Origin of the sequence: Lentzea sp., assembly GCF_035525475.1 — a bacterium.
GTDB lineage: Bacteria > Actinomycetota > Actinomycetes > Mycobacteriales > Pseudonocardiaceae > Lentzea.
The window spans coordinates 38,833-51,733 of record NZ_DATLEC010000004.1; the positions used below are offsets into that span (position 1 = coordinate 38,833).

General features: G+C 70.1%; 9 protein-coding genes. 2 read left to right on the plus strand and 7 right to left on the minus strand.

The window, feature by feature from the left end; genetic code table 11:
• Nucleotides 1-134 precede the first annotated feature (134 nt).
• A complete protein-coding gene (locus VM306_RS00375) occupies nucleotides 135-1,358 on the minus strand; it encodes an MFS transporter (protein ID WP_325510078.1) in 1,224 nt (407 codons plus the stop codon).
• 317 nt (nucleotides 1,359-1,675) lie between these two features.
• Here VM306_RS00375 and gltX point away from each other — a divergent pair, with 317 nt between their 5' ends.
• On the plus strand, nucleotides 1,676-3,145 hold the full coding sequence (gltX, locus tag VM306_RS00380) for a glutamate--tRNA ligase (protein ID WP_325510080.1): 1,470 nt from the start codon (nucleotides 1,676-1,678) through the stop codon (nucleotides 3,143-3,145).
• Nucleotides 3,146-3,226: 81 nt separating this feature from the next.
• On the opposite strand, the gene VM306_RS00385 is transcribed toward gltX, so the two are convergent.
• The 5 genes from VM306_RS00385 to VM306_RS00405 all read right to left on the minus strand — a co-directional run bounded on the left by VM306_RS00385 (nucleotide 3,227) and on the right by VM306_RS00405 (nucleotide 8,785).
• Nucleotides 3,227-4,411: a cytochrome P450 gene (locus VM306_RS00385; protein WP_325510081.1), complete on the minus strand. Its 1,185-nt coding sequence runs from the start codon at nucleotides 4,409-4,411 to the stop codon at nucleotides 3,227-3,229.
• 123 nt (nucleotides 4,412-4,534) lie between these two features.
• Nucleotides 4,535-5,563, minus strand: coding sequence for an isocitrate/isopropylmalate dehydrogenase family protein (locus tag VM306_RS00390; RefSeq protein WP_325510083.1), 1,029 nt, complete (start codon nucleotides 5,561-5,563; stop codon nucleotides 4,535-4,537).
• Complete coding sequence (gene leuD / locus VM306_RS00395) at nucleotides 5,560-6,198, minus strand: 3-isopropylmalate dehydratase small subunit (RefSeq protein WP_325510085.1); 639 nt, start codon at nucleotides 6,196-6,198, stop codon at nucleotides 5,560-5,562. Before leuD ends, VM306_RS00390 begins: the two co-directional genes overlap by 4 nt.
• Complete coding sequence (leuC, locus tag VM306_RS00400) at nucleotides 6,195-7,607, minus strand: 3-isopropylmalate dehydratase large subunit (RefSeq protein ID WP_325510087.1); 1,413 nt, start codon at nucleotides 7,605-7,607, stop codon at nucleotides 6,195-6,197. The genes leuD and leuC overlap by 4 nt, the downstream gene beginning before the upstream one ends.
• On the minus strand, nucleotides 7,607-8,785 hold the full coding sequence (locus VM306_RS00405; RefSeq protein ID WP_325510089.1) for a homocitrate synthase/isopropylmalate synthase family protein: 1,179 nt from the start codon (nucleotides 8,783-8,785) through the stop codon (nucleotides 7,607-7,609). The genes leuC and VM306_RS00405 overlap by 1 nt, the downstream gene beginning before the upstream one ends.
• 218 nt (nucleotides 8,786-9,003) lie before the next feature.
• Between VM306_RS00405 and VM306_RS00410 the strand changes: the two genes are divergently transcribed.
• A complete protein-coding gene (locus VM306_RS00410) occupies nucleotides 9,004-9,684 on the plus strand; it encodes a response regulator transcription factor (RefSeq protein ID WP_325510091.1) in 681 nt (226 codons plus the stop codon).
• A 142-nt stretch (nucleotides 9,685-9,826) separates the two neighbouring features.
• Here the strand turns inward: VM306_RS00410 and VM306_RS00415 are convergent, their stop codons facing one another.
• Nucleotides 9,827-12,862, minus strand: coding sequence for a TIM-barrel domain-containing protein (locus tag VM306_RS00415; protein ID WP_325510093.1), 3,036 nt, complete (start codon nucleotides 12,860-12,862; stop codon nucleotides 9,827-9,829).
• Nucleotides 12,863-12,901: the final 39 nt, after the last annotated feature.

Below are 12,901 nucleotides of genomic sequence, written 5' to 3' on the forward strand. Positions count from 1 at the left end.
TGACAGCACCGCACCTCTCCGCTCGCACATCGGCGGGTAATCGTGTTCGGTCGCGCTCATCAGACGGTAATCGAGGCGTGTGACCACGCGTCGTCAATCGAGCGTTTCTGGTCGTCCGGTGACGCCGATGTGTTTCAGTGAATGCCGGCGTTGTGACGTGCTTTGACCCGCTCGGCCCAGCTGACCGCCGATCCCATCGCCACACTGGCGGCCACGAACAGCCCGCCCAGGACCCACCATCCCGGCGTGCCCCACTGGATGAGCAGCAACGTCAGCACCGTCGGCGCGATCATCGCCGAAGCGGCGTACCCGGTGAAGAAGAACCCCTGGTACTGACCCTGGCGGTCGGCCGGGGCCAGGTCGTGGCTGATGGTCCACGCCGCCGCCGAAGTGAGCATCTCAGCCCACACGTGGACCACGCCGGCGGCGACCAGGGCGGTCGCGGCGAAGACCGCCGACCCGGTGGCGGACGTGGCGAACAGGGCACACGTACCGAGAAGCACGAGTCCGGCCAGGCGGAACGCCTTCACCGCGCGGTCCAGGGTGTCGACACGGGTCGCCACGCGGATCTGGAACAGGACCACGCTGATCGTGTTCACCAGGTACAGCACGGTGACCACGACCGTCGGCGCCTCGGTGTGCGTCACCACCCACAGCGGCACCGCGATCTCGAGCATCACGTTGTGGAGTGCGAGCACCCCGCTCAACGCGGTGAACAGCACGAACGGTCCATCACGCAGGACGGACCGCTTCGGCGGGCCCGCGACGGCCGGGGGAGCGGGGGCCACCGCCCGTACACGTGCCAGCACCACCGCCGAACCGAAGAAGCTCAGGGCGTCGAGCACCAGCACCACGGACAGGGCCTGGCTCGTCCCGACCTGAAGAGCGAATCCGGCGACCAGGGTGCCACCCGCGACGCCGACGTTGTTCACCGACCGCACCACGGCGCGGATCCGCACCAGCTCGTCGCCTTGGAGCAGTCCCGACGTGAGGGCCTGGATGGCCGCGCGCGAACCGCGCTCCGACATCACGAACACGCCGGCCACGAGTACGAACGCCCAGAAATCGCGCACGAACAGGTAGCCGATGGCGGCCACGCCGTTCACCGCGACCAGCGCGGCGGCGACCTCACGGGTGCCGCGGCGGTCCGCCAGGTGCCCGAGCGGCGCACCCGCGAACAGGCCCATCGCACCCGCGATCGTCAGCCCGAGCCCCAGCTGGGCAGGAGACAGCCCCACCACCCGCGTGAAGTAAATGGCCGAGCAGGTCATGAAAGCGCCGTTGCCCGCGGTCATCAGCAGATTGCCCAGCACGAGCTGCCGGGGCGCGCCTGCGGGCACGACGAATTGCCTGAACATATCACGCGATGCTAACGGCTGCCGATCATCGACCAGGAATTCCGCGGTAAGCCGGTGCGGTGTCGCGTGGTTACCTTTCGTCTCCGGTGCCGGAGTTACGGTGGAGTCGCAAGACGAGTTGCGCCTGCGAGATGCCGGCCTCCGGAAGGTCTGGCAGCAGGTCCGCACGTCGCCGCTGAGTGCGCGGAGTCCTGACCGATCGCACGGTGGGTCCAACGGTGCTGCGCTTCGGTGCTTTCTCGCGACCAATGGCGAACAGGATGGTGCAACACTTGGAGCAAATCTCGCGTGTCGCGTCCGACCCTTTCACAGGGCAGGTGCGCACCACCTTCAACCCTTCGCCGATCGGGCCGCCCAGCATCGGGCTGATCAGGGCAGCGGTCTACAACTGGGCCCTCGCCCGTCACCACGGTGGGCGGTTCGTGCTGCGCATCGAGGACACCGATCTGGCCAGGGGGCAGCAGGAGTACTACCAGCCTCTGCTGGAGGTGCTGCGGTGGCTGGGGCTGGAGTGGGACGAGGGGCCTGACGTGGGCGGACCGAACGGGCCGTACCTGCAGAGCCTGCGTCGCCCTGTCCACCTCGACGTCGCCCGGCAGCTGCTGGCCGCCGGCGAGCTGTACGAGTCGTTCTCCACGCCGGAGGAGGTCGAGCAGCGCAACCGCGCGGCAGGCCGGCATCCGCGAATGGGCTACGACAACGCGGATCGCGACCTTTCCGAAGTCCGCAGGGCGGCCTTCCGCGCCGAGGGACGCGTTCCCGTGCTGAGGCTGCGCATGCCTTCTGGCGAGGTCGTCTTCGACGATCTCGTCCGGGGACCGATGGTGTTCAAACTGGACGCCACACCGGACCCGGTCATGGTGCGTGCCAACGGTGATCCCACCTTCACGCTGGCCAACCCGGTCGACGACGCGCTCATGGGAATCACGCACATCCTGCGCGGCGATGGCCTGCTGGCGTCGGTTCCGCGGCACCTGGCCACCTACCTCGCACTCGAGCGGATCGGCCTGGCCCGGTTCACACCCCGCTTCGGCCACATCTCCTCCGTGGTGGACGAGCAGGACCGCCCTCTCTCGCGGGCAGTTCCGGAGGCCGCCGTGCTCGGCTACCGGGATCGGGGGTTCCTCCCCGCGGCGATGGTCAACTACCTGGCCTCCATCGGCTGGTCCCACCCGAGTGCCGGCGAGATCTTCTCGACGGCCGAGCTGGTCGAGGCGTTCGATCCGAGCCGCGTCAAGCCGCGGCCGGTGAAGCTCGACACCAAGAAGGCGGCCTCGGTCAACACCGCCCACCTGCGCGCGCTGGACGCGGAACGCTTCGTCGCCGCCCTCACGTCGTTCGCCGCCGATGCCGGTGTGATCCCGCGGGAGCTCCGCGCCCAGGAGCAGGAACTCCTGCTCCGCATCGCGCCGCTCGTCCGCGAACGAGCCAGGAACCTCCACGAGGCGACCAACCTGGTCGCATTCCTGTTCCAGCCGAGCGACTCGATCGTTCCGCTGGACGACGAGATCGCGTCGCGAGTGGACACACGGGCGCTGGGCGTCGCCTCCGAGATCCTGCTGGCCACCTCGGACTGGACGGAGGACGTGCTCCAGGTCCGCCTGAAGGACGGTCTCGGCGAGGACACCGCCTTCGTCCGCGCCGCGCTGACCGCGGTGCGCCTGAGCATCACCGGCCGGCTGGTGACCCTGCCGCTGTACGAGTCGCTGGTGTTGCTGGGCAGGGAGAACAGCTTGCAGCGGATCAAGCACGTCCTCGACGCGCTGGACCCCTCCGCGTCCACCTGACGGGGACGGGAAGCCCCGATCACGAGCCTGGGCCCGGCATCCGCACGGATGCCGGGCCCAGGGGCTTCTCCAGCGGGTCGATCAGGCCAGGCGCACCGGCAGGGTGTGCAGGCCGCGGACCAGCGTGCTGTCCCGCCACACCAGCGTCTCCGGCTCCGCGGCGAGCTCCAGGTTCGGGAACCGCGCCAGCAGCTGGGTCAGCGCGACGTCGAACTCCAGCCGGGCCAGCGGTGCGCCGAGGCAGAAGTGGATGCCGTGGCCGAACGCGAGGTGCCCCTGCACGGGCCTCGTCACGTCGAGCCGGTCCGGGTCCTCGTAGCGCTCGGGGTCGCGGTTCGCCGCCAGCAGCGACACCATGAGGAGCTCGCCCGCGGGCACCGTGACGCCGCCCAGCTCCAGGGGTTCCGTGGTGTAGCGGAAGGACGCGATGTTGATCGACCCCTCCAGCCGGAGGAACTCGTCGGTGCTCGCGGGGATCAGCTCGGGCCTGTCCTTGAGGACCTGCAGCTGGTCCGGGTTCCTCAGCAGCTGGAACACCGCGTTGCCGATGAGGTTCACCGTCGTCTCGTGCCCCGCCACGAGCAGCAGGAACGCCATCGACACGAGCTCTTCCGTGGTCAGGCGGTCGCCGGACTCGGTGGCGTGCACGAGCGCGGAGAAGAAGGTGTCGTCGGGTTCGGCCGCCTGCACCTCGCGGACGTGCCGGTACAGGAGGTCGGCCATGCCCGAGGTGGCCGCCTGCACCTCGTCCGGCGTGCTGACGTTGATCAGCTGGTTGGACCACGCGCGGAACTCGTCGCGGTTGTCGATCGGGATGCCGAGCAGCTCGGAGATGACGGCGACCGGCAACGGGACCGCGAAGACGTCCAGCAGGTCGACCACGTCGCCGTCGTCCAGCTTCGCGATCAGCTCCGCCGCGATCTCCTCCACCCTGGGGCGCAACGCCTCGACGCGGCGGGCGGTGAACGGCTTGGTCACGAGCTTGCGCAGACGGGTGTGGTGGGGCGGGTCCATGAACACCATGTGCTCGGTCAGCGCGTCGTGGCGCACGCGGCCCATGAGCTTCTTGCTGATGCCGGGGGCGGTGAGGGCGGTCTTCACCTCGTCGTACCGGGTCACGAACCAGACCTTGAGCCCCTGCGGCGTGCGGACTTCCCGCACAGGTCCTTCCGCGCGGAGCATGTGGTGCACTTCGTGGGGGTTCTGCATGTAGTCGTCGGGCAGCTGGGTGATGGGGGCGCCCGAGGTGAGGGTGGATTCGCTCATCGGGATGTTCTCCTCAGAAGGTCGTGATGCGCAGGGAAGTGCCGACCGGTGTGGTCCCGCGGTCGTCCGCCCGGGAAAGCCGGACGTCCGGGACGGGTGCCGTCACCGCACCCGTCCCGGACGTCACCGGAGCTCGGCGCGGATCGCCGCGCCGGCCTCCTCGGTGCCGAGCGACCCGCCGAGGTCCGGCGTGCACCGCCCCGCGGCCACCGTCCGCGCCACCGCGGCGCGCACCGCCTCGGCCTCGGCCGCGTGGCCGAGGTTGTCGATCATCAGAGCCGCGCAGAGAACCGCCGCGACGGGGTTGGCGACGCCTCGTCCCGCGAGGTCGGGCGCGCTGCCGTGCACCGGCTCGTAGAGGCCGAACCCGGTCGCCGGGTTCAGGTTGACCGAGGCCGCGATGCCGATCCCGCCACCCAGCTCGGCGGCGAGGTCGCTGAGGATGTCCCCGTAGGAGTTGTTGGTGACGATCACGTCGAACCCGGCGGGGTCGGACACCAGTCGCATGGCGGCGGCGTCGACGTAGAGGTGCCGGACCGCGACCTCGGGGTAGCGTCGGCGGGCATCCGCCCAGCAGCGCTGCCAGAGCCGTCCGCCGTTCGGCACGGCGTTCGACTTGTCGACCATGCAGACCTCGGAGCGGGCGATGCCGAACGCGTAGTCGAGGATCCGCGACACCCCGCTGTGGGTGTTGACCTCGACGTCGAGCGCGACCTCGTGCGACGTCGACTGCCGCAGCGCGCCGCCGATCCCCGCGTAGAGCCCTTCGCTGTTCTCGCGGACCACCACGCAGTCGATGGCGCCCCGCTTCACGTCCTTGAGCGGGCTGAGCCGCTCGTCCGGCAGGCTGACCGGGCGGTGGTTCACGTAGAGGTCGAGCTCGAACCGCAGCCGCAGCAGCACACCCCTGGCGTAGTCGGGGGTGGTGACCCTGGGGTCGCCGATCGCGCCGAACAGCGCCGCGTCGCTGCGCCTGATCCGCTCGACGTCGTCGTCGGTCAGGGCGGTGCCGGAGTCCAGGTAGGTGCCGGCGTTCACGTGGCCGAGGACGTCGTACTCCAGGCCGAGGCCCAGGTCGTCGAGCACGCGCAGCGCCTCGGGCACGACCTCCGCACCGACGCCGTCTCCTGGGACCACCGAGATGACGGTCATCCTCGTCGGTCCCCTCCGGTCGTGCTGCCCGACAGACATCCCGGGCGCAGAGCGGGGAACCACGGCCTGCGGGTCAGTTCGTAGCGCGCGATCTGCTCCTCCTGCTGCTCGGTGAGCCCGATGTCGTCCAGACCGTTGAGCAGCAGGTGACGCGCGCGCTCGTCGACGTCGAACCCCAGGCACGTGGTGGGGGTGCGCAGCTCCCGCGCCACCAGGTCGACCGTGATCGGCAGCTCGGGATCGGCTTCGACGGCTGCCGACAGCGCGGTGACGTCCTCTTTGGACAGGGTGATCGGCAGCAGCCCGTTGGTCAGCGCGTTGCGGCGGAAGATGTCGCCGAAGCTGGCGGCGACGACGGCCTTGAAACCCCAGTCGCGCAGAGCCCACACCGCGTGTTCGCGGGAGCTGCCGGTGCCGAAGTTGCTGCCGGCGACCAGCACCGTCGCCGTCCGCAGGTGCGGCTGGTCGAGCGGGAACCCCGGCCGTCCGCGCCACCCGGCGAACAGCCCGTCCTCGTAGCCGTGCTTGGTGAGCCGCTTGCAGAACTCCGCGGGGATGATCTGGTCCGTGTCGATGTCGTCACGCCGGAGGACCATCGCCCGTCCGGTGTGGACGGTGAACGGCGTCGTGGTCACGCGGTGCCTCCGTCCAGGTCCTGGGGCGCTGCGAGGTGCCCGGCGACGGCGGTGGCCGCCGCGGTCGCCGGGGAGACCAGGTGCGTGCGCGCGTGGTCGCCCTGCCGGCGTTCGTAGTTGCGGTTGGACGTGGAGGCCACGCGTGCGGGACCGGTGAGCCGGTCGGTGTTCATCCCCAGGCACATCGAGCAGCCCGACAGCCGCCACTGGGCGCCCGCCGCGGTGAAGACCTCGTGCAGCCCTTCCCGTTCGGCCTGCTCGCGGACCTGCATGCTCCCCGGCACGACGATCATGCGCACCCCGGACGCCAGCCGGCGGCCGTCGAGCACGTCCGCCGCGGCCCGCAGGTCCTCGATGCGGCCGTTGGTGCAGGAGCCCAGGAAGACGGTGTCGATCTCGATGTCGCGCAGCTTCGTGCCCGGCACGAGGTCCATGTACTCGAGCGCGCGTTGCGCGGCGGCCCGCTCGCCGGGATCGGCGAACGCGGCCGGGTCGGGAACGACCCCGTCACCGAGCTGCGCGGCCTGTCCGGGGTTGGTGCCCCACGTGGCGAACGGCGTCAGCGCGGACACGTCGATCCGGACGGTCCTGTCGAACGCCGCGCCCTCGTCGGTGCGCAGCTCCCTCCAGGCGGCCACGGCTTCGTCCCACAGGCCGCCCGACGGTGCGGCGGGCCTGCCGCGCAGGTACTCCTCGGTCACCTCGTCCGGCGCCACCAGACCGGCGCGCGCACCGGCTTCGACGGACATGTTGCAGATCGACATCCGGCCTTCCATCGAGATCTCGCGCAGCACGGGACCGCGGTACTCGATCACGTGGCCGTTCGCGCCGTTCGCGCCGATCTTCGCGATCAGGGCCATCACCAGGTCCTTCGGCGACACCGCGGCCGGCAGCGAGCCGACGAACTCCACGGCCATGGTCGCGGGCTTGGCCAGTCGCAACGTCTGCGTGGCCATCACGTGCTCGACATCGCTGGTGCCCACACCGAAAGCCAGCGCGCCCAACGCTCCGTGCGTGGACGTGTGGCTGTCACCGCACACCACCGACATGCCCGGTTGCACGAGACCCAGCTCCGGGGCGACCACGTGGACCACGCCCTGCCGCCGGTCGCCGTGGGCGAAGTGCTCGATGCCGTGCCGCGAGCAGTTCTCGCGCAGTCGTTCGACCTGCGCGCTGCCCATGGGATCGCGGATCAGCAGGCTGTCGGTCGGGACGTTGTGGTCCTCCACGGCGAGGGTCAGGTCGGGGCGGCGCACCCGCCGCCCCTCGTGCTCGATGCCGTCGAACGCCTGCGGCGACGTGACCTCGTGGACGAGGTGCAGGTCGATGTAGAGCAGATCGCCCTGGGCATCGGAGCACACGACGTGCTCGTCCCAGATCTTGTCGATGACGGTCCTCGGCCGTGTCATCAGATCGCCGCCGCCGCGACCGTGGTGCTCAGCACGTGGGTCAGCTCCGCGACCGAGATGTAGTCGCCGTCCGAGCGGCTGGCGATGTGCTCCTCGTACACCTTCTGCCCCAGCGCCGCGTCCCACGGCAGGCCCAGCTCGTCGAACACGTGCCGCAGCACGGCGCGGCCGGAGTGCCTGCCGACGAGGATCCGCCGCTGCCTGCCGAACCGCTCCGGCTCGACGAACTCGTAGGTGATCGGGTTGCGCAGCATGCCGGCCTGGTGGATGCCGGCGAGGGTGCTGAAGACGTTGTCGCCGAAGATGGCCTTGTTGCGCGGAGGGGCCAGACCGATCTTGCGGGACAGCGTCTGGAACACCTCGTACAGCCCGGCGGTCTCGACGGTCGTGTACGCGTTGTACCGGTGCCCCTTGTAGGTCAGCACCGTTACGAGCTCCTCCAACGGCGTGTTCCCCGCGCGCTCGCCGATCCCGGCCACCGTCGCCTGCACCTCGTCCGCGCCGGCTTCGACGGCGGCGAGCGCGTTCGCCAGCGACAACCCCATGTCGTCGTGGCAGTGGACGCTCAGCACGACGTCCTCGGGGATCCAGGAACGCACCTTGGCGGTCATCTCACCGAACTCGCCGGGCACCATGTGACCGGTCGTGTCCGCGAGCACGACGGTGGTGGCCCCTTCGGACAGGCCGGTCTCGACCAGGGCGCGCAGCAGGTCGTCCGACCCGCGGCTGGCGTCCTCCACACCCAGCGCGATGTCGCGCACTCCCAGCGAGTGCGCGAGGCCGATCGCGAACTTCGTCTCGGCCAGGTTCTCCGCGCGCGTGATTCCCCGCTTGTGCTCCATGTGGAGCTCGCTGCCGGTGACCATGATCTCGACCTGGTGGCGGTCGGTGCCACCGGCCGTGACGGCGGCCTCGATGTCCGCGCGGTTGGCCCGGGAGAGCGAGCAGAACCGGGCTTTCGTCAGCGCCTGCGACACGAGCTGCAGAGCCGCGAGGTCGCTGGGGCTCGAGTTGGGGAACCCGACCTCGATGACGTCCACGCCGAGCGCCTCGATGGCCAGCGCCAGTTCCAGCTTGGTCTGCGGGGACATCGCGTTGCCCGGCGCCTGCTCACCGTCGCGCAGCGTCGTGTCGAACACCGAGATCCTGCGTGAACCCCGTTTCCCGATAGGACTCATCACCACTCCTGGTTCGTTCGTGTCGCGCGCCGTCCCAGCGCTGGGCATGGGAGCAGTCGACCCGATCGGTCGTGGCCGAGGAAGTCACACGAATCATGACTTGACAGCGGCCGGCGGGAGGGGGCGGAGCGCGAACGGTCACGAAGCAGGACCGCATGGGGAACAGGCGCGGAGATCGTGGTGAGCACCAGCTTCGGCACCGCGAAGGAGGACCAACGGTGGCGACGTCCGTCAACCCCGTCGACCACGGGTGGCATGGTCAGAGGAACCAGGTGTGCACGGTGGCGATCGCCGCACGTCACCCGCTGGTGCGAGCGGGGGCGGTCTGGGCAGCGGCCGCGGAGAACGGCTTCCGCGTGGTCGAGTCGGTGGAGTCGGTCGACGCCCTCGCCGCCGCCGAGCCGATCGACCTGGTCGTCGTGGAGGTCGACCCCCAGGGCCCGCCGCCGTGCACCGCGACGATCACCGAGCTGGCCAGGTCGAGCAAGGTCCTGCTCCTGGCCTCCGCGAGCGACCCCGCGACCCGCGCACTCGTCGCCGACGGAGGAGCTCACCTGGTGGTCGAGCACGACGCGGAGGTCACGGACCTGATCGCCGCCATGCGCGGGCTCGCCGCCGAAGCGGTGGCCGGCCGCACCCAGCCCCACCGGCCCGCTCCGCTGAGCCGCCGCGAGATCGAGACCATGCGGCACATCGGGAACGGCCTGACCTACCGGCAGGTCGCCCGCAGGATGGGGCTGTCCGAGGCCACCGTGGGCACCTACGCCCGCCGCATCCGGGAGAAGCTCAACGCAGCGACGAAGATCGAGATGGTCATGAACGCGATGGAGTTCGGCTACGTCGTGCGGCCGGGCACCCATCGGCACGGTGCCGTGCTGGCAAGCGCGCGGAACGACTAGCGCGGAATGCCCGCAGGTCCTGAGGACACGCGTTCTCGCGCTTCCCGATAGGACCGCTGCGCAGCAGCCCTGCAACCGAATGATCGGGGAGCGGACACGTGCGTTGCACGTGTCCGCTCCCCAACGGTCTTGTTCCCGCGGGTCAGCGCGGGGAGAGGGTGATCACCACCTTCTGGAACGCGGACTTGCCCGTCGCCTGGACGGTTCGGGTCGTCCCGTCCGCGTTGTGCACCACGACGGTCCAGGTCCGCTTGGACACCTTGCCGGGGAACCAGCCCTTGGCCGGGTGCACCGTGACCTTGTCGCCGTCCTGCACGATCCGGGTGCGCGCCGACAGCTTGCGGCCGCCGTCCTCGTACAGCGAGAACTCGCCCTTCGCGCCGGCCGTCACGTGCACGGTCAGCTCGTCGGTCGCGCTCGTGGCGTCGTTGGCCACGTTGCCGGTGCGCTCCACCACCACGCCACCCGAGCGGGTGAACACCGGCATGGTGTCCAGGCCCGCGCTGACGGTCGCCCAGGTGTTGCCCTGGTAGACCTTGCCGGTGAAGTAGTCGGTCCACTGGCCGGGCGGGAACCAGACGCGCGTCTGACCGACCTCACCCGGCGTGGTGATCGGCGCGACCAGCATGTCCGGGCCCAGCAGGAACTGGGTGTCCACCGTGGAGTACGCCTCCGGGCTGCCTGGGTACTCCAGGTAGGCAGGGCGCACCATCGGCACACCGGTGCGGTTCGCCTGCTCCGCCAGGGAGTAGAGGTACGGCACCAGGCGTTCGCGCAGGTTCAGGAACTTCGTCGCCGACGCGTTCGCCGCCGCGCCGTACTGCCACGGCATGCGGTCGCTGTGGTTGCTGTGCAGACGCGTGATCGGCTGGAACACGCCGAGCTGCACCCACCGCGCGTACATGTCGTCCGGCATCTTGGTGGTGTAGCGGAGCTGGCCGTTGTCGAGGTACTGCTCCGAGCCCCGGATACCGGTGGTGTCGTTGTGCCCGCCGATGTCGTGGCTGATGTTCGACATGCCCGTCGAGACGCCTTCGCCCGAGGTGTAGCCGATCGTGCCCTTCATCGTGCTCCACGTCGACGAGGTGTCACCCGTGAAGTGCAGGGTGGTGCGCTTCTCGGCCCACGGGCCCGTCGGCAACGCGCCGCCGCCGCTGTAGCCGCCCGCCTGCAGCGAACCGAAGCCGCGGGAGAACGCGAACGCGCCCATCTTCGAGTACTGCTCGTTGATCCACGTGTCCGGCGTGACGCCGCGCTGCGACGAACCGGAGGCGTCACAGCACCAGTCGAGCCACCAGAAGTCGGTCGGCATCGTCCTGTGCAACTCCACGTAGGCGCGCAGCTGGTCCGGGTCGCCCCAGTCGAAGCTGTAGCTGTCCACGCCGTCGCGGGTGCCGGTCTTGGCGAGCTTGCCCTTGGCGGTGGCCTGCGCACGGGCGAAGTCCGGGTCGTTGCCCTGGATGCTCGGGTGGATGTTGAGCGTGCTGTGCAGCCCCTGACCGTGCGCCCAGTCGAGGAAGCCCTGCGGGTCCGGGAACTTGTTCTGGTCCATCCGCCAGCCGTTCCACAGGTTGTTCGCCTTGAAGTCCGTGTCGATCACCAGGACGTCCAGCGGCACGCCGTGCTGGCGGAACGCGGGCACGATCCGGTCGCGGAAGTCCGCGGCGGTCCTGTCGATGTACTCGGAGTACCAGACGCCGTAGGCCCAGCGGGGCAGCAGCTTCGGCCCGCCGGTCAGTGCCGCGAGGTCACCCAGCGCGGCCTTGTAGTTCTGGCCGTAGCCGAACACGTACCCGTCCTGGTACGGCTGGGCGCCGCGGTTCGCCCGCACCGTCCCGTCGCGCAGGGCGGAAGGCGTGTCGTCCAGCGTGAACCAGCCGTCGCGGTAGAGCAGGCCGGGGTAGAGCCGGGGATCGCCGTTGTCGCCGTTGTAGCCGTCCAGCGAACGCCGGTAGCCGCCGAGCGCGAGGTGCTGCGTCGACGTGTTGACCCCGATGGTGTCGAGGTTGACGTGGCAGCCCGCGTCCGGGCACGTGACCGTGAGGTCGGACGAGCCCGCGGGCAACGGGACCTGGACGGTCGTGGTGCCCCACGTCTTCCAGTTCGCCGTGGTGGGCACGGTGTACGGCTGTCCGTTGATCAGCACGGTCCGCGGTTCGTACTTGCCGTCGCCACCGGTGCCGTTGGCGTAGCGCAGGACGACCGGGTAGGTGCCGGCGGAGGGAACGCTGGTCACGCGCTGGACCAGCCGCGTGCCGCCCACGAGCTCGGCGACGAACCCGGTGCCCGCGTACCCCGCGTGCTCGTCGGCGATCTTCGCCGCTCCGCTGACCAGGCCGTTCTCGGCCTCGCAGCTGGTGCCGAACCGGCACTCGTCCGTCGCCCTGACGCTCGGGTAGGCCTGGCCCGCGGTGAGCAGGGCGAGGCTGTCGACGTTGACGTTGCCCGAGTCGGCGGCGTTCCGCGTGAGCGCGATGCGGTGCTCGCCGGCGGACAGGTCGACCTCGGTCTCGGCGGTCTTCCAGTCGTTCCAGTCGTTCCCGCGGGGCAGCGTGAACTGCTTCGGCGCCTGACCGTCGACGCTCAGGCTGAGCGTCCGGTTCTCGTGCTTGCCGTCGCCGCCCTGGCCGTTCGCGTACCGCACGACGACCCGGTGCCTGCCCGCACCGGTCGCGCGCACGGTGGCCGTGACGCCGTTGTTGGTGTACTCGAACCCGGCGACGAACCCGGAGCCGGTGAGGCCGGGGTGGTCCGCCGCGACGAGCATGCCCTCGCGCGCCTGGTCCTCGGCCTCGCAGAGCTGACCGGTCGCACAGACCACCCGCCGCCACGGGGACGCGGTCGTGCCACCGGCCTTGAGCTCGATGTTGTCGGCGCGGAAGGGGCCGGAGCCCACGCGGTAGCGCAGGGTCATCGCCGAGGTGGTGATGACCAGCCAGCCGTCGGTGACCCGCGAGGTGTAGGACGGAGGCGTGAAGCTCCGGTTTACAACGTTGTAAGTGGCCGCGTTCTCAAAGCGCGTGTCGCCGGCGTACTCCGTTCGCACGAGCGTGGGGGACAGGATCTGGAACCTGGCCTGGCCGGAGACGACCGTGCCGTTCGGCTGGGCGGTCGCGGGGGCGGGGAGGCCCATTGTCAGCAATGCCAGCAGGGGGATGACTGTGGCGCGTTTCCGCATCGTTCTCCTCGTCTGACGCCTTCGGCTTCCGAGGTGTTC

Coding starts and splice junctions, on each gene's coding strand:
- VM306_RS00390 (WP_325510083.1), bottom strand. CDS start 5,563: ATGACCGTCATCTCGGTGGTCCCAGGAGACGGCGTCGGTGCGGAGGTC.
- VM306_RS00385 (WP_325510081.1), bottom strand. CDS start 4,411: ATGAGCGAATCCACCCTCACCTCGGGCGCCCCCATCACCCAGCTGCCC.
- VM306_RS00375 (WP_325510078.1), bottom strand. CDS start 1,358: ATGTTCAGGCAATTCGTCGTGCCCGCAGGCGCGCCCCGGCAGCTCGTG.
- VM306_RS00405 (WP_325510089.1), bottom strand. CDS start 8,785: ATGAGTCCTATCGGGAAACGGGGTTCACGCAGGATCTCGGTGTTCGAC.
- VM306_RS00415 (WP_325510093.1), bottom strand. CDS start 12,862: ATGCGGAAACGCGCCACAGTCATCCCCCTGCTGGCATTGCTGACAATG.
- leuC (WP_325510087.1), bottom strand. CDS start 7,607: ATGACACGGCCGAGGACCGTCATCGACAAGATCTGGGACGAGCACGTC.